Below are 15,412 nucleotides of genomic sequence, written 5' to 3' on the forward strand. Positions count from 1 at the left end.
CACTGGACTTGGACGGATCTACGCAACGCCGGCCGACCGCCCACGCCGTCGTGCTGAGCGAGCGCGCCGAGCCGTGGTAAGCGAAGGATTACGGGGCGGGGCGGATGCCGTCGAGGATCATCTGGACGGCGCGTGCGCGCTGGGCGTCGTCGCGGTACACCCCGGCGGTGACGGCGAAGACGACGCGTAGGACATCGTCCACATCGACGTCCGCGCGCACGCTGCCCGCTCGCTGGGCGCGCTGGAACAACGGCTCGGCGAACGCGTAGAGCGCCGTCCGGCTCGACCGGTACGCCTCCGACTCCAGCGGGAGGACGGTGCCGAGCACCTGCTTGGTGGCGAGGTCCTCGACGAACCGGCGCAGCCAGACGACCAGCGCGATCCACGGGTCGGGTTCGTCGATCGACTCGCCGAACCGCACGAGCCCGTCGACCAGCCTGAGATAGACGCACTCCATGAGGTCGACCCGGGTGGGGAAGTTGCGGTAGAGCGTCGCGACACCGACGCCGGCCCGCCGCGCGATCTCCTCCATCGGGACGTCCGGGCCGTCCTGGGTGTACGCCTCCGCGGCGGCGGCCAGCAGCGCGTCGAAGTTGCGGCGCGCGTCCACCCGCCGTGGGCGGCGCCGTTCGAGCAGTTCCGCCAGGTCCACCACGAGACACCTCTTGAAGTGATAATCAGCTTCCGGTAATTTGATAGTCGGTCTATCGGTAATTTTAGAGCAGCGAGGGACTTCATGCCCGCGAACACGATCACCATCGGCGGTGACCTGCGGGTCGGGCGCCTCGGCTACGGCGCGATGCAGCTGACCGGGAAACAGGTCTGGGGCGAGTACCCCGACCGGGAGGGCGGCATCGCGCTGCTGCGGCACGCCGTCGACGCCGGAGTGACCTTCATCGACACCGCGGACGTGTACGGCCCGCACACCAACGAGATCCTCATCCGCGAAGCGCTCCACCCCTATCCCGAGAACCTCGTCATCGCCACCAAGGGCGGATTCGTGCGCGGCGGCCACGACTACTCGACGCTCGGCGCCGTCGGCAACCCGGCCTACCTTCGCCAGTCCGCGCACCTCAGTGCCCGACGGCTCGGAGTCGAGCGGATCGACCTGTACTACCTGCACAGCGGTACGGCCACCGACGCCCCGTTCGAGGAGCAGGTCGCCACCCTCGCCGCCCTGCGCGACGAGGGACTGATCCGCCACATCGGCCTGTCCAACGTGACGCTCGAGCAGTTCCACGCCGCCCGGGCCATCACCCCCATCGCCGCGATCACGGCGCGCTACAACGTCAGCGCCCGGGCCGGGGAAGATCTGCTGCGCGCCGCCGAGCAGAGCGGCGCCGTCTTCTCGCCGTGGCACCCGATGCGGTTCGACCAGGGAGACGACCCGGAACATCTGCGCGGGGTGATGGAGTCGATCGCCCGCCGGTACGAGGCCACCCCGCAGCAGGTCGCGCTAGCCTGGCACCTGTACCACTCGCCGGTCACCCTGCCGATTCCCGGCACGACCACCCCGGCCCACCTCGATCAGAACCTGGCCACGGCGCATATCGAGTTGTCGGAAACCGACGTCGCCACCATCACGGCACTGGCCCAAGGGGCGTGATGACCATGACGAAGCTGACCTACTCGGTCTTCGTGACCCCCGCCAAGCCCGCCGTCTCCGACGACCTGCCCCCGGACGAGGCCCGGCGCATGTGGTCGCCCACCGCCTCGACGCTGATCGCCGGCGAACGCGACGCGGTCCTGGTGGACCCGCTGATGACCATCGACGAGTCGCGCGCCCTGGCCGACTGGGCCGCGGCCACCGGCAAGAACGTGACGGCCGTCTTCATCACGCACGCCCATGGCGACCACTTCTTCGGCGCGCCGGCGATCCTCGACCGCTTCCCCGGGGCCAGAATCGTCGCGGCCCCGAGCGTCGTCGAACGCCTCGCCGCCCAATGGGGGCCGCGCTGGTTCGACGGGTTCTGGAACCCGCGCGGCGTCCTGTGGAACTCCGCAAAAGCCGTACTGGCCTGACCCGCCCACCGAACCCTCCGGTGCCGCACCCGGCCCGGACTTCCCAGGACTCCAGACCGGCTCACAGGGGCCCGTCGCACCTGCCGAGGATGGGACTCACCTGATCGCCGAGGGCCCGTGGTCCGCGGACTCTCGGCGGGCCGGATAGGAGGTACCTGTCGGGGTGTGTCCGGGTTAAACGTTGAAGCGGAACTCGACCACGTCGCCGTCGCGCATGATGTAGTCCTTGCCTTCGATGCGGGCCTTGCCGGCGGAGCGGGCGGCGGTCATCGAGCCCGCCTCCATCAGGTCGTCGAACGAGATGACCTCGGCCTTGATGAAGCCGCGCTGGAAGTCGGTGTGGATCACGCCGGCAGCCTCGGGCGCGGTGGCGCCCTTGCGGATCGTCCAGGCCCGGGTCTCCTTGGGGCCGGCCGTCAGGTAGGTCTGCAGGCCCAGCGTCTCGAAGCCCACGCGGGCGAGCTGGCTCAGCCCGGACTCCTCCTGGCCGACCGACTGGAGCAGCTCCAGGGCCTCCTCGTCCGACAGCTCGACCAGCTCGGACTCGATCTTGGCGTCCAGGAACACGGCCTCGGCCGGGGCCACCAGCTCCGACAGGCGGGTGCGCAGCGCCTCGTCGGTCAGCTCGTCGGCGTCCAGGTTGAAGACGTACAGGAAGGGCTTGGCGGTGAGCAGGTGCAGGTCGCGCACCTCGGTGAGGTCCATGCCGGAGGCGTAGAGCGTCGTGCCGCCGTCGAGCACCTTGGCGGCCGCCTCGGCGGCCTCCAGCGCCGCCTTGCGGTCCTTGTTGGTCCGGGACTCCTTGGTGAGCCGCGGCACGGCCTTCTCGATCGTCTGGAGGTCGGCCAGGATCAGCTCGGTGTTGATCGTCTCGATGTCACGGGCCGGGGAGACGTCGCCGTCGACGTGCGTGACGTCGGGGTCGGCGAAGACCCGGATCACCTGGCAGATCGCGTCGGTCTCCCGGATGTTGGCCAGGAACTGGTTGCCCCGTCCCTGCCCGAGCGACGCGCCCTTCACCAGGCCGGCGATGTCGACGAACTCGACCTTCGCCGGGAGGATCTTCGCCGAGTTGTAGATCTCGGCCAGCTTGGCGAGCCGTGGGTCGGGCACGCCGACGATGCCGACGTTGGGCTCGATCGTGGCGAACGGGTAGTTCGCCGCGAGGGCGTTGCCGCTCTTGGTCAACGCGTTGAATAGCGTGGACTTGCCGACGTTGGGCAGGCCGACGATGCCGATGCTCAGGCTCACGTTCGCCGAGTTTACGGTGCCCCGGCCCCGTTCCTGACACGCGCGGGGGTCGAAGGGCTGGAATCATGCGGGGAATGGACGTCATGGCACTCGCCTTCCAGCTCGCGGTCGGCCTGGCCGCCGGCCTGGTCATCGGCCTGGCGCTCGGACGCTCCCGGGCGGGCGCCCGCCTCGCCGAGGCCGAGAGCAGGCTCGCGCTGGCCGAGGCCCGCGCCAAGGCGGCCGAGGAGAAGGTCGCCTACGTCGAGGAGCAGATGGCCCAGCGGTTCCAGACGCTGTCCAACCGGGCGCTGGACGTCAACAACCTGCGTTTTCTCGAGCTGGCCGAGAGCCGGCTCGCCACGGTCCGCGCCGATGCCGCCGGAGATCTGGAGCAGCGCAGACAGGCCGTGGAGAACCTCGTCGCCCCGCTCCGCGAGACCCTGGCCAAGGTGCAGGAGCAGCTCCGCGAGAGCGAGACGGGGCAGCGGGTGGCGCAGGCCGAGCTGGGCAAGCAGATGGACTTCGTACGGCAGAGCTCCGAGCAGCTCAAGGCGCAGACCGGCGCCCTGGTGCGCGCCCTGCGGCGGCCGGAGGCCCGGGGGCGCTGGGGGGAGCTGCAACTGCGCCGGGTGGCCGAGATCGCGGGCATGGCGCGGTTCTGCGACTTCGACGAGCAGGCGAGCGCCGCCACCGCCGACGGGGTGCTGCGGCCCGACATGGTGGTGCGGCTGGCCGGCGGCAAGAACATCGTGGTGGACTCCAAGGTGTCGCTGGCCGCCTACCTGGAGGCCGCGGAGGCCGCCGAGGCGGGGACGCAGGAGGTCCGGCTGGACGCCCACGCCCGCCACCTGCGCGAACACGTCGACCGGCTGGCCGCCAAGGCGTACTGGCAGGCCTTCAGCCCCGCCCCCGAGTTCGTGGTGCTGTTCATCCCCGGCGAGGCGTTCCTGGCCCCGGCGCTGGAACGCGACCCGGGGCTGCTGGAGTACGCCATGCGCCGGCGCGTCCACATCGCCACCCCGACCACGCTGGTCACCATGCTGCGCACCGCCCAGTACGCCTGGCAGCAGCAGGCGCTGAGCGACAACGCCCGGGCGGTCTTCGACCTCGGCAAGGAGCTGTACGAGCGGCTCGGCACGCTGGGCCGCAACGTCGACGCGGTGGGCCGGGCGTTGAGCAGGGCCGTCACCGCCTACAACACGACGGTGGGCTCGCTGGAGGGCCGGGTGCTGGTGACGGCGCGCAAGCTCAACGACCTCGGCGTGGTGGACGCCCCGCTCCCCGAGCCCGGCCTGGTCGAGGACCTGCCGCGCAGCCCTTCGGCACCGGAACTCCTCGGCGAGGACGCGTCCTCCGCCGTTCCGGAACCGGATCTCCACACCCCGGACACCTGCCAGGACGCGAGCCCTGCCCCGTACCAGGCCACCGGCGCCGACCCCGGCCAGGACGCGGGCGCTGATCCAGAGCCGGTCCCTGGCCTGGAACGGGATGCGGGCTCTGCTGCTGATGGAGATGTGGGTGTGGCTGGAGCCTCTGACGAGGACCCGGCGGGGACGCGGCCGTGGGGAGCAGGGTGGGCGGGGCCGGAGAGGGCGGGGGTGGAGCGCGGGGACGAGGCGGACTGTGCACCGTCCCCGCCACCACCTGGTGAAGAGACGGCAAGCCCGTTCCCGGCTTCTCGCGCGAACGGTAAGTTGACCCGAGACTTGTCGTGAGGCCGGCACGCAGGCCGCGAGGCCCTGGCCCGGAGGGGGCGGCGGTGGTGGCACAGGAGCGAGCGCGACCGGGGGTCAGGCTGACCACCCGTGGCGCCGTGGCGCTCATCTTCGTGGTGACGCTCGCCGCCCGGGTGACCGGCGCCACGCCGGTCATCGGCCTGGCGTTCTGCGCCGCCTGCCTGGCGGGCGTCCTGCTCGTCCAGCAGCGCGACCTGCTGTCCCTGGTGGTCACTCCGCCGCTGACGTTCTTCGCCGCCAGCCTGGTCGGCACCGTAGCCGGTGCGCTGGGCGCTCCGTCGCCGCTCCAGGCGTTCGGCCTCGGCATGATCGCCGGTCTGTCGGCCGCGGCGCCGTGGCTGTTCGGCGGCTCGGCCCTCGTGCTGGCCGTCGCCTGGTTCCGGGGCCTGCCGGGCAACGTGAGCGAGCTGCGCGCCGAGTTGCGCGCCGCCCGCGCCGCCCGGTCGGGTCCGCCCGTCTCCCCCGCCAAGCCCGCCGGCGGCCATCCCGCTCCTGCCGCCGAACGTCCCGGCACCGATGGTCCGGTCACCGCGGCCGGACGTCCCGCTCCCGCCGCGGAACGTCCGGTCTCCGCCATGGAACGTCCCGTTCGGGCGGCCGGGCGGGCGCGGCCGGGGGTCGGGCAGGTCTACGCGCCGGAGCCCGAGGGCTACTTCGAGCCCCGCGTGTACGGGACGCCGCGCGAAGCGGAAGAGGACTGAAGGGGTGCACGCCCCGCCGGCCGGGGTGATCGCGGTGGACGGGCCCTCCGGCTCGGGGAAGACGACGCTGGGGCGCGCGATCGCGGCCGAGACCGCGGCCTGCCTCGTCCACATGGACGACCTGTACCCGGGCTGGGAGGGGCTGCTCGGCGGTGTCGAGCGGCTCCTGGAGTGGATCCTGCGCCCGCGCGCCGAAGGCCGTCCCGCCCGGTGGCGGCGCTATGACTGGACGCTCGAGGCCTACGCGGAGCAGTGGCATGAGGTGCCGGCCTCGGCGCCCCTGGTGGTCGAGGGCGCGGGAGCGGGCGCGGCGGCGGCGGGCCCGTACCTCTCATCGCTCGTGTGGCTGGAGGCGCCGCCGGACGTGCGCCGCACCCGGGCGCTGGGCCGGGACGGCGAGATGTACCGCCCGCACTGGGAGCGCTGGGCCCGCCAGGAACGGGCCTACTTCGCCGCCGACCGGGTGCGTGAGCGCGCCGACCTGGTCATCGACACCGGCGCGACCTCCGACGCGCTCCCGCTCGCCCTCGGCCTGCTCCGGCGTTGACCATGTGACCGTAGCCTGCACACCGAACGTCAGGCGGCAACGGGAACGCCCCACACGGCCACCCCCGTGCCGCACGTCGGGCGACATCCGAGAGGCCCCGCGGCCTTGGGGAGAGCACGTTCCCCACGGTGCCGCGCATGCCGGTGGGCTGCCGGGAATCGGGCCGTGTCAGCGGGCGGCGGAGGCGCGCAGGTCGCGGCGCAGCTCGTGGGGCAGGGCGAAGCGGACGCTCTCGGGGACCGACTCGACCTCCTGGACGTCGCCGAACCCGCGCTCGGCGAGGTGGGCGAGCACCCCCTCGACCAGCTCCTCGGGCACCGAGGCGCCGCTGGTGACGCCGACCGTGGTGACGCCGCCGAGCCAGGAGTCCTGGATGAAGGACGCGTCGTCCACGAGGTAGGAGGCGTCGGCGCCGGCGTCCTTGGCCACCTCGACCAGGCGCTTGGAGTTGGAGGAGTTGGTGGAGCCGACGACGATGACGAGCTGCGCCTCGCGGGAGATCTCCTTGACCGCCGTCTGGCGGTTCTGCGTGGCGTAGCAGATGTCGTCGCTGGGCGGGTCGATGAGGGTGGGGAAGCGCTCGCGCAGCCGGGCGACCGTCTCGTTGGTCTCGTCCACCGACAGCGTGGTCTGGGACAGCCACACCAGCCGCTCGGGGTCGCGCACCTGGACGCGGTCGACGCCGTCGAGGCCGTCCACGAGCTGGATGTGCTCGGGGGCCTCGCCCGCGGTGCCCTCGACCTCCTCGTGCCCCTCGTGGCCGATGAGCAGGATGTCGTAGTCCTTGGCGGCGAAGCGCTTGGCCTCGTTGTGCACCTTGGTGACCAGCGGGCAGGTCGCGTCGATCGTCTTCAGCGACCGGCGGGCGGCCTCCTCGTGGACGGCCGGGGCGACGCCGTGCGCGGAGAAGACGACGATCGCGCCCTCGGGCACCTCGTCGGTCTCGTCCACGAAGATCGCGCCGCGGTCTTCGAGCGTCTTCACCACGTGGGTGTTGTGCACGATCTGCTTGCGGACGTAGATCGGAGACCCGTAGCGTTCCAGAGCCTGCTCCACCGCCTGCACGGCGCGGTCGACACCGGCGCAGTAACCGCGCGGCTTGGCCACCAGGACACGGCGGGGAACGGTCTCCGAAATCATGTGCCCATGCTATGTGCTCCGGCAATCTCAGGGGGCCATAGGTTCACGTTACGGTGGCACGCACCGTTTTTCTGCTTTCCTATGCTTGAGGCGTGTGCGACGGCGAAGCCCGTCCGCCCCTTGACCTCAAGCGACCCCGTCTCGTCCGACTGGTCGTCCAATATCAGACCCTGTAGGGAGTCGGCATGTCACTGACCGACATCGTCCGCACCATAGCCAAGAACGTCCGGCGCACCGCCCCTGAGCCGAGTGAGCTCAAGGAGAAGGCCAAGGACGTTCCCTTCACCATCCTGCAGACCGCGATCAGCGGGGTCGGCCAGATCCTCTCGTTGGGCGACCGGGTGCGCACCGGCGTCAAGCGCCTGCTCAGCGACGAGGAGAAGGACAAGGCCGCGGCGCAGCCCTCCGGAGGCGTGACCTCCCCGCAGGTGGTCGTGGCCGAGCCGGAGGAGAAGGCGGAGACCGCGGCGGCCAAGCCCGCACGGCGTGAGCCGGTCATCTTCGCCCCCCGCTCCGCTCCCGCCACCGACGGCCCGAACGGCGTCGCGTCCAAGCCGGTGACCGTCGAGCCCAAGGCGGCGGAGCCCGCCGCGCCCGCCAAGCCTGCTGCGTCCGCCGAGCCCGTCGTGCCCGCTGAGCCCGCCAAGCCGGCTGCGGCCGCGAAGCCTGCCGAGCCCGTCGCGCCCGTGGCCGAGCCGGCGCCGGCCGCCGAGCCCGTCGCGAGCGCTCCGGTCGCCGAGCCCGCCACGCCGTCGGTGCGCGACACCACGGCCGACACCACGGCCGTCACCGAGGCCACCGCCGTTTCGGAGCCGGCCACCGCCACCGCTGAGCAGGCCGCGGAGACCGTCGAGGCCGCTCCCGCCCCCGCCGAGGCCGCCACCGCGAGCGCCGAGCAGGCCGAAGCCGCGACCGCGAGCCCCGCATCCGCCGCGCCCGCCAAGCGCGCGCCCAGGACCGCCAAGCCGCGCACCGCTCCCGCCACCCGCAAGCCGAAGGCCGCCCCGGCCGCCGCCAAGCCCGCTGCCGCCAAGGCGACCGCCGAAGAGAGCGCTCCCGCGCCCAAGCCGCGGACGCGCCGGGCCAAGCAGGAGGACGGCAAGCTCGCCGACGCCGTACAGACCCCCGCCGCCGAGACCTCTCCGGCCGGTACGACCCCGACCCTCGCCGAGCCCATGCCCGGCTACTCCGAGCTGACCATGGCCTCGCTGCGGGCCCGGATGCGCGGCAAGTCCGCCGAGCAGATCCGCTCGCTGCTGGAGTACGAGCGCCAGACCGCCGCGCGGGACGACATCCTGCAGATGTACGCCAAGCGACTGGCCAAGCTCGAAGCGGGAGAGTGACCGGGACGCTTTGTAGGCTGCGCGCATGACGGCCAAGACCTCGCCCGAGCAACCGCTGCCCATCCGCTCGGTGCTGCAGATGGTGGCGCAGTGGATCAGCAGGCTGGGCACCGTGTGGGCCGAGGGGCAGATCACCGAGCTGTCCTCGCGCGGCGGCACGGTGTTCCTGACCCTGCGCGATCCGGTGGCCAACGTGTCGGCGCGGGTGACCTGCCCGCGCAACGTCTACGAGGCGACCGTGCCGCGGCCGGTGGACGGCGCGCGCGTCGTCATGCTGATCAAGCCGGACTTCTGGGTCAACCGGGGCTCGTTCGCGTTCACCGCGCTGGAGATCCGCCCCGTCGGCATCGGCGAGCTGCTGGCGCGGCTCGAACGGCTGCGCCAGATCATCGTGGCCGAAGGCCTGGCCAACGCCGAGCGCAAGCGCCGCCTGCCCTTCCTGCCGGGCACGATCGGGCTGATCTGCGGGCGCGACTCGGCGGCGGAGCGCGACGTGCTGGAGAACGCCCGCCGGCGCTGGCCCGCCGTCCGGTTCAAGGTCGAGACCGTCGCCGTCCAGGGGCCGTACGCCGTGGGCGAGGTGACCGAGGCATTGCGCAAGCTCGACCTCGACTCCGAGATCGACGTGATCATCATCGCCCGGGGCGGCGGCTCGCTGGAGGACCTGCTGCCGTTCTCGGACGAGTCGCTGGTGCGCGCCGTCGCCGCCTGCCGCACCCCCGTGGTCAGCGCCATCGGCCACGAACAGGACAATCCGCTGATCGACCTGGTGGCCGACCTGCGCGCCTCGACGCCCACCGACGCCGCCAAGAAGGTCGTCCCGGACGTCGGCGAGCAGCTCACCCTGGTACGCCAGCTCCGTGACCGGGGGCGCCGGGTCGTGGTCGGCCGGCTCGACCGCGAGGCGTCCTGGCTGGCGGCGCTGCGCTCCCGTCCCTCGCTGTCGGACCCGGTGCGCGAGATCGAGCGCAGGGTCGAGCAGGTGGAGGCCCTGCGTGACCGGGCGCGCCGCTGCCTGACCTCCTCCCTCGACCGGGCCGGGGACTCGCTGGAGCACCTGCGTGCCCGGCTCGTCGCGCTCTCTCCCGCGGCGACGCTGGAGCGGGGGTACGCCATCGTGCAGCATCCGACGGGCGATGTCGTGCGGCAGGCGGCCGGTCTCGGGCCGGGGGACGAGCTGAGCGTGCGGTTCTCCGACGGCCGCGTCGAGGTCACCGTCGCCAAGCCCTCGACCTGACGGGGCGAAGGCCGCCGCTGCCCGTAGGGTGGGGTCCGTGGCTGAGGAGAAAGATGGGACGCCGTCGTACGAGCAGGCCCGCGAAGAGCTGACCGAGGTCGTCCGGCGGCTGGAGGCCGGGGGCCTGACGCTGGAGCAGTCGATCGAGCTGTGGGAGCGCGGGGAGAAGCTCGCCGCGATCTGCGAGGAGTGGCTGCAGGGAGCCAGGGTCAGGCTCGCCGCCGCCATGGCCAAGCGCGACGACACCACCCCCGCACCGAACGAAGCCCCCTTCTGATGTGCTGACCGGAAAGGCGCGCCGAGTCCCCGCCGCAGGGCGGCGCCGGCATTCGCCGTACCCCGGCCCGCCGACGCGGCGCCGGTGAGAAGGCCCTGCGAACGGCCGGGAAAAACGCCAGGCCCCTGCTAGCCGGGGGTTCCGCTCTGGATCGGGGTGGGGGCGATCTTGGGCTGGGCTTTGAGGGAGGCGGCGAGGTCGGTCAGCTCGTCCCAGTCGGCCCGGCCGGTGACCACCAGGGTCACATCGGGCTGGACCAGGACGAGTGAGCGCTGCTTCTTGTCCGGACGGTAGCGCTCCTGCCAGGCCTGGCCATTGATCTGCCGGGTCCCGGTGGCCTTGTCGGTGTTGGCGATGCGGCTCGCGAACGCCTCACCGGGCTCGTCGCTCTGCGCCAGCAGCGCGTGCGACCGCTTCGCCGTCGCGAAGCCGAGCCGCCAGGTGACGTACCCCTTCTGGTCGACCTCGGAGCTGTTCGGCACCCACCCGGCCGGCACCGGGTCGGGCACCCGCACCTCGTACGGGGCGACGCGGCGCAGGCCGGCCAGGGTCATCGAGTAGTCCACCCGCGGGATGTGCTCCTCGCGGCTCTGCGGCGCGATGAGCAGGAAGATGCCCACGATCGCCAGGCAGACCAGCAGGGCGAACGCGTAGCCGTAGAACCCTTGGGTGAATCGGCGCACAGGCAGGGACAATACCGGTCTGGGTGGCCGCCCCCCGAAACGGCCACGCCGCCCCGCCTGCGCCGGCCATGGCCGGAGGTCGCGAGGCCGGCCGGGCCGTGCGCCGGACAGGCCCCGTGCCCGCCGGTCAGGGCCGGGGGATCTGACCGATGATCTTCAGTACCTCTTCGGAGAAGCCCCGGGCGGCGGCGACGTCCTCGGAGAGCACGACCTCGGACACCGCGGCGGCCAGCGCGCCGGTCACGACGACGACCAGAGCGCCCTTCTCGTCCCCGAAGAGGGCGGCGTTGCGCCGCACCCACTGGCGCATGCGATCGCGCATCAGCACCTCGAAGCCGGGCGGGCCGTCACCGCGCAGGAACAGCGCGGCGAGCTCCTTCTCGTCGAAGCACCCCCCGAGGTAGGCGCGGGCGCCGACGACGAACAGCCGCAGCGGGTCGCTCTCGCCCTCGCCACGAGCCCCTTGCACCGCCTGTTTGGTCCGCTGCATCTGCCGGGACTGGAACTCCTCGAAAAGAGTGAGGTAGAGGTCGGCCTTACCGGAAAAGTGGTGGTAAAGGCTGCCGACGCTGGCGCCCGCGCGAGAGACGACCTCGGTGACCCCCGCTTCGGCGAAGCCGCGCGTGATGAACACCTCGCGGGCCGCGTCGAGGAGCGCGCCGCGCGTGGCGGCGCCGCGTTCGGAGGTGCGCACAGTCACCGGTCTCTCCGTGTCGCTGCTCATGCAGGTGACAGTATCCCTCCGCAGGCCGCCGAAGTGGGACAACTACGATCGTGGAATCGGCTGTGATGAGGTCGGTGCGGACGGCCGGGAGGCCGGCGGGCCGTGTACGCGGGCGCCCGATCGCCGTTCGTCCAACTTATAAGGGGCTTGCACATGTCGGAACAGACATCCGTACCACCCGCGCTGGCCACCGAGGAGCGCGCGCCCGATCGCAACCTCGCCCTCGAACTGGTCCGGGTGACCGAGGCGGCGGCGATGGCCGCGGCGCGCTGGGTGGGCCGCGGGGACAAGAACGGCGCGGACGGCGCGGCGGTCAACGCCATGCGCCAGTTGATCAACACCGTCTCGATGGACGGCACGGTGGTGATCGGCGAGGGTGAGAAGGACAACGCCCCGATGCTCTACAACGGCGAGCGCGTGGGCGACGGGAGCGGCGCCCAGTGCGACGTGGCCGTGGATCCGATCGACGGCACCCGGCTGACCGCGCTCGGCATGCCGAACGCCGTCTCGGTGATCGCGGTGAGCCCGCGCGGGTCCATGTACGACCCCTCGGCGGTGTTCTACATGGACAAGCTGGTGACCGGCCCGGAGGCCGCCGACGTGGTGGACATCAACGCGCCGGTGGCCGCGAACATCGAGGCCGTGGCCCGGGCCAAGGGCTGCTCGCGGTCGGACGTCACGGTGGTGCTGCTCGACCGTCCCCGGCACGAAGGGCTCGCCAAGGAGGTCCGGGACACCGGGGCGCGCATCAAGTTCATCACCGACGGCGACGTGGCGGGCGCGATCATGGCGGCCCGCCAGGACACCGGCATCGACCTGATGCTGGGCGTGGGCGGCACGCCGGAGGGCATCATCGCGGCCTGCGCGCTGAAGTGCCTGGGCGGGGTGATCCAGGGCAGGCTGTGGCCGCGCGACGACGACGAGCGGCGCCGCGCGCTGGACGCCGGGCACGATCTCAACCGGGTGCTCACCACCGACGACCTGGTGACCTCCGACGACGTCTTCTTCGCCGCGTCGGGCATCACCGACGGCGAACTGATGGCGGGAGTGCGCTATCGGGGCGGCGTGGCGGTCACCCACTCGCTGGTCATGCGCGGCAGGTCGGGGACGGTGCGCAAGGTGGAGAGCGAGCACCAGCTCTGGAAGCTGCGGGCCTACAGCGCCATCAACTTCGACACCGCGTCCTGACCCACCGGCGCGAGCGCCCCGTTCCGGACCGCCGGGCCGGGGGTCAGGAGCCTCGGCGGCGGGTCCAGCCGCGGCGGGGCGGCTTGGGGGACTTGGCGACGACGTTGCCCATCATGATCACGCCGGTGACCTCGATCACGGGCGCGTCGGGCGCCGTCACGATCGGCACCTGGTTCTTCTTGCCGCCCACCACCGCCGAGGCCGGGATGACGACCCGCACCCCCTGGGGGACGATCAGCGTGAGCGTGGCGCCGACCACGGTGGCCTGGACGGTGATGTGGCTGCTCTGCAGCAGAGCCTCGCGCAGGTCCAGGGTGACGCCGGTGCCGACGGCCGTGACCGGGTAGTGCGACGGCACCACCCAGCGGCCGTCGCGCTGCTCGGAACGGAACAGCGCCATCACCGGCCGCCCGTCCGCTCGCAGCGGCTGCAGGTGCTCGGGCAGCAGGTCGGCGGTGAGCGCGGCCAGCTCGCCGAGCGTCCGCGAGGTGTACACCCGCTCGACCCGCTCTTCGTGCTCGTCAGGGGTGAGCCGGCCGTCGGCGACCGCCTCGTGCAGCACGGTCACCACGCGCTCGCGGTCGTCGTCGGAGGCCCGGAGCTCCTGCGGCGCGGGCCCGGTGTGCTGCTGCCGCGCACTCAGCAACCCGGTCAGGATCTGCCGCACCACTGGGGCACCCTGCCGCTGCCAGCGGTCGTTCCAACGGTCGTAGCGCACTCCGCGCTCGGCTTCCACGCCTCGACACTAACTCCACTCGCGCTCCCGACCTATCCTCGCCACAGTCATCCGGCGCACATGACGATCGGGAGATCGGTCAGAATCGTGACCTCGGCCCTGTTCCGCCGCCTTGCCGCACCGGCGGCCATCCGTGACCAATGCCGATCGTGCACGAAGGAGCCGAAAGCGTGAACCACCGGGACGACGCCGCCTACTGGGCGTGCCCCCACGGGCAGGACGCGCGCCTCGGCTGCGTCGCCTGCTACGAGGATTCGCGTGATCCCGAGTCGGTGGCGCCGCTCTGGGAGGTCGCCGTCTGGTTCTTCTCCGAACGGCCGTTGCCCATCAAAGCCCTGCAGGACGTCCACCGGCACGGCAGCCGCTTCCTGCTGGACAAGCTCTCCGCCCCGCACATCTACCTGCTCACCGCCCATGTGCGTGCCGGGCAGGGGTCACAGGCCGTCGCCGGGCTCGTCGGCTTCCTGGTCCACAACCGGCACGTGGTGGACGAGTTCACGGTGCAGGAGACACGGGCGGTGCTGCTGTCGCCGCCCGCCGGCACCTCCGCCGCCGACCGCGTCTGGCCGAGACCCGACCGGCGCTGACGCGACCTTCGGCGGATCGGTGCTGGTCAGGCCTGCGCCGGGCGGAGGGCCGGGTGGGCGGGTCTGGGCTGGAAGCCCCGGGCCAGCGCGACGATGGCGGCGGTGAGCACGAGCGGGGCGGCGAAGGCGACGCGGTAGTCCGCCGCCTCCGCGATGCCGCCGACCAGCGCGGCCCCCACGATGAACCCCACGTAGTTGAACATGTTGACCCGGGCGATGGCGACGCCCGTGCCGGCCGGGTCGAGGCGGCCGGCCGCCGAGAACGACTGTGGGGCCACCACCGCGAGTCCGACTCCGGTGAGCCCGAAGGCCGCGATCGCCAGAGGCTCGGTCGGCGCGATGACGATGCCGGCGAACCCCAGGGCGGCGAGCAGGCCGCCGATGCGGACGATCACCGCGGGCCCGTACCTCCGGACGGCGAGGTCCCCGGCGACCCGGACGACGAAGGTGGTCGCCTGGTAGGCCGCGAGAGCAAGCGGGATGACGGCCGCCGTCGCATGCATGATCTTGTCCATGTAGACGGACCCGAAGTTCGAGATCGACGCGTCTCCCACGTACAGGAACGCCATCGCCAGGCACAACGGCAGGATCGGCCGCCACGGCACGCCCGCGCCGCCGGCCCCTTCGGTCCAGGGGCCTCCGGCCGGGTCCGGTGCGACGTCGCGGTGCTCCTCGGCGGCCGTGCGGAGTGCCCCACCGGCCGGCAGGGCGACGGCGACCGCGACGGCCATGGCGACGGCGAGCGTGGTCACCAGGCTCTGCTCCATGCTTCCAGCGACCGACGCCCACGTGGCGCCGATCACCGCCGCGGCGCTCCACAGGGCGTGGAAGCCGGTGAGGATCGGCCGGCCGTAGTCGCGCTCGACCACGACGGCCTGCATGTTCATGCCGGCGTCCACCGCTCCGAGGCACAGGCCGAACAGCACGTTGGCGGCGACCAGCTGCGGGACGTCGGCGGCCAGCCCGGCGAGCACCACGGCCAGCGCCGCCGCGGGCTGGGCCACGCGCAGCACGCGTTTGCTGCCGTACCGCTTGGCGACGCCTCCCGCGAGCACGCTGCCGGCACCGGCGAGGATCGGGACCACGAGCAGCAGGATCGACAGTTCGCCGTCGCTCAGCTCGTGCTTCTGCTGGAGTCCGGCCACCTGGCTCAGCAGGCTGGCGAGGGTCAGGCCCTGGACGAAGAACACCGCGAAGGTGGCAAGGCGCGCGCGCCGGTCTCGGGGGGTGGGCACTGCGGCTCCGGGGGGGGGGGGGG

Annotated in this window: 17 protein-coding genes; 10 read left to right on the top strand and 7 right to left on the bottom strand. The window is 72.3% G+C overall.

Going from position 1 to position 15,412, the window contains the following annotated elements; all coding sequences use genetic code 11:
- Positions 1–88 precede the first annotated feature (88 nt).
- Positions 89–655, bottom strand: a complete 567-nt coding sequence (locus tag IEY93_RS04555) for a TetR/AcrR family transcriptional regulator (protein WP_203967993.1) — start codon at positions 653–655, stop codon at positions 89–91.
- An 81-nt stretch (positions 656–736) separates the two neighbouring features.
- Here IEY93_RS04555 and IEY93_RS04560 point away from each other — a divergent pair, with 81 nt between their 5' ends.
- Positions 737–1,606, top strand: coding sequence for an aldo/keto reductase (locus IEY93_RS04560; RefSeq protein WP_189161680.1), 870 nt, complete (start codon positions 737–739; stop codon positions 1,604–1,606).
- Positions 1,606–2,022, top strand: a complete 417-nt coding sequence (locus IEY93_RS04565; RefSeq protein WP_203967994.1) for an MBL fold metallo-hydrolase — start codon at positions 1,606–1,608, stop codon at positions 2,020–2,022. The genes IEY93_RS04560 and IEY93_RS04565 overlap by 1 nt, the downstream gene beginning before the upstream one ends.
- Positions 2,023–2,196: 174 nt before the next feature.
- On the opposite strand, the gene ychF is transcribed toward IEY93_RS04565, so the two are convergent.
- Positions 2,197–3,273: a redox-regulated ATPase YchF gene (ychF, locus tag IEY93_RS04570; protein WP_189161681.1), complete on the bottom strand. Its 1,077-nt coding sequence runs from the start codon at positions 3,271–3,273 to the stop codon at positions 2,197–2,199.
- 74 nt (positions 3,274–3,347) lie between these two features.
- On the opposite strand from ychF, the gene IEY93_RS04575 reads away from it, so the two are divergent.
- From IEY93_RS04575 to IEY93_RS04580, 3 genes are read left to right on the top strand one after another with little or no spacing between them, the layout of a single operon-like run.
- Complete coding sequence (locus IEY93_RS04575; RefSeq protein WP_189161682.1) at positions 3,348–4,970, top strand: DNA recombination protein RmuC; 1,623 nt, start codon at positions 3,348–3,350, stop codon at positions 4,968–4,970.
- A gap of 44 nt (positions 4,971–5,014) precedes the next feature.
- Positions 5,015–5,692: a DUF6542 domain-containing protein gene (locus tag IEY93_RS37835; protein WP_229690854.1), complete on the top strand. Its 678-nt coding sequence runs from the start codon at positions 5,015–5,017 to the stop codon at positions 5,690–5,692.
- A gap of 4 nt (positions 5,693–5,696) precedes the next feature.
- Positions 5,697–6,239, top strand: a complete 543-nt coding sequence (locus tag IEY93_RS04580) for a nucleoside/nucleotide kinase family protein (protein ID WP_229690855.1) — start codon at positions 5,697–5,699, stop codon at positions 6,237–6,239.
- A gap of 168 nt (positions 6,240–6,407) precedes the next feature.
- Here IEY93_RS04580 and IEY93_RS04585 read toward each other — a convergent pair whose 3' ends face one another.
- Entirely contained in the window at positions 6,408–7,379 is a 972-nt protein-coding gene (locus IEY93_RS04585) for a 4-hydroxy-3-methylbut-2-enyl diphosphate reductase (protein ID WP_189161684.1), read from the bottom strand.
- A gap of 185 nt (positions 7,380–7,564) precedes the next feature.
- Between IEY93_RS04585 and IEY93_RS04590 the strand changes: the two genes are divergently transcribed.
- From IEY93_RS04590 to IEY93_RS04600, 3 genes are read left to right on the top strand one after another with little or no spacing between them, the layout of a single operon-like run.
- A complete protein-coding gene (locus IEY93_RS04590; protein WP_189161685.1) occupies positions 7,565–8,722 on the top strand; it encodes a DUF8129 domain-containing protein in 1,158 nt (385 codons plus the stop codon).
- A 25-nt stretch (positions 8,723–8,747) separates the two neighbouring features.
- The gene (gene xseA / locus IEY93_RS04595) at positions 8,748–9,959 is read left to right on the top strand and encodes an exodeoxyribonuclease VII large subunit (RefSeq protein WP_189161686.1); all 1,212 of its coding nucleotides are present in this window, start codon (positions 8,748–8,750) and stop codon (positions 9,957–9,959) included.
- 37 nt (positions 9,960–9,996) lie between these two features.
- Positions 9,997–10,236: an exodeoxyribonuclease VII small subunit gene (locus IEY93_RS04600; RefSeq protein ID WP_189161687.1), complete on the top strand. Its 240-nt coding sequence runs from the start codon at positions 9,997–9,999 to the stop codon at positions 10,234–10,236.
- A 128-nt stretch (positions 10,237–10,364) separates the two neighbouring features.
- Here IEY93_RS04600 and IEY93_RS04605 read toward each other — a convergent pair whose 3' ends face one another.
- Positions 10,365–10,919 (bottom strand): DUF4245 domain-containing protein, encoded by a 555-nt coding sequence (locus IEY93_RS04605; RefSeq protein WP_189161688.1) that lies wholly within the window; start codon positions 10,917–10,919, stop codon positions 10,365–10,367.
- Between the two features lie 127 nt (positions 10,920–11,046).
- Positions 11,047–11,643, bottom strand: a complete 597-nt coding sequence (locus IEY93_RS04610; protein WP_189161689.1) for a TetR/AcrR family transcriptional regulator — start codon at positions 11,641–11,643, stop codon at positions 11,047–11,049.
- Positions 11,644–11,796: 153 nt separating this feature from the next.
- On the opposite strand from IEY93_RS04610, the gene glpX reads away from it, so the two are divergent.
- The gene (gene glpX / locus IEY93_RS04615; RefSeq protein WP_189161690.1) at positions 11,797–12,831 is read left to right on the top strand and encodes a class II fructose-bisphosphatase; all 1,035 of its coding nucleotides are present in this window, start codon (positions 11,797–11,799) and stop codon (positions 12,829–12,831) included.
- A 43-nt stretch (positions 12,832–12,874) separates the two neighbouring features.
- On the opposite strand, the gene IEY93_RS04620 is transcribed toward glpX, so the two are convergent.
- A complete protein-coding gene (locus IEY93_RS04620; protein ID WP_229690856.1) occupies positions 12,875–13,567 on the bottom strand; it encodes a DUF1707 SHOCT-like domain-containing protein in 693 nt (230 codons plus the stop codon).
- A 170-nt stretch (positions 13,568–13,737) separates the two neighbouring features.
- On the opposite strand from IEY93_RS04620, the gene IEY93_RS04625 reads away from it, so the two are divergent.
- The gene (locus IEY93_RS04625) at positions 13,738–14,154 is read left to right on the top strand and encodes a hypothetical protein (RefSeq protein ID WP_189161691.1); all 417 of its coding nucleotides are present in this window, start codon (positions 13,738–13,740) and stop codon (positions 14,152–14,154) included.
- Positions 14,155–14,180: 26 nt separating this feature from the next.
- On the opposite strand, the gene IEY93_RS04630 is transcribed toward IEY93_RS04625, so the two are convergent.
- On the bottom strand, positions 14,181–15,389 hold the full coding sequence (locus IEY93_RS04630) for an MFS transporter (protein WP_189161692.1): 1,209 nt from the start codon (positions 15,387–15,389) through the stop codon (positions 14,181–14,183).
- Positions 15,390–15,412 lie beyond the last annotated feature (23 nt).

It is taken from the genome of Sphaerisporangium melleum, from assembly GCF_014646695.1.
GTDB classification, from domain to species: Bacteria; Actinomycetota; Actinomycetes; order Streptosporangiales; family Streptosporangiaceae; genus Sphaerisporangium; species Sphaerisporangium melleum.

Coding starts and splice junctions, on each gene's coding strand:
- IEY93_RS04585 (WP_189161684.1), bottom strand. CDS start 7,379: ATGATTTCGGAGACCGTTCCCCGCCGTGTCCTGGTGGCCAAGCCGCGC.
- IEY93_RS04560 (WP_189161680.1), top strand. CDS start 737: ATGCCCGCGAACACGATCACCATCGGCGGTGACCTGCGGGTCGGGCGC.
- IEY93_RS04590 (WP_189161685.1), top strand. CDS start 7,565: ATGTCACTGACCGACATCGTCCGCACCATAGCCAAGAACGTCCGGCGC.
- xseA (WP_189161686.1), top strand. CDS start 8,748: ATGACGGCCAAGACCTCGCCCGAGCAACCGCTGCCCATCCGCTCGGTG.
- IEY93_RS04575 (WP_189161682.1), top strand. CDS start 3,348: ATGGACGTCATGGCACTCGCCTTCCAGCTCGCGGTCGGCCTGGCCGCC.
- IEY93_RS04565 (WP_203967994.1), top strand. CDS start 1,606: ATGACCATGACGAAGCTGACCTACTCGGTCTTCGTGACCCCCGCCAAG.
- IEY93_RS04610 (WP_189161689.1), bottom strand. CDS start 11,643: ATGAGCAGCGACACGGAGAGACCGGTGACTGTGCGCACCTCCGAACGC.
- glpX (WP_189161690.1), top strand. CDS start 11,797: ATGTCGGAACAGACATCCGTACCACCCGCGCTGGCCACCGAGGAGCGC.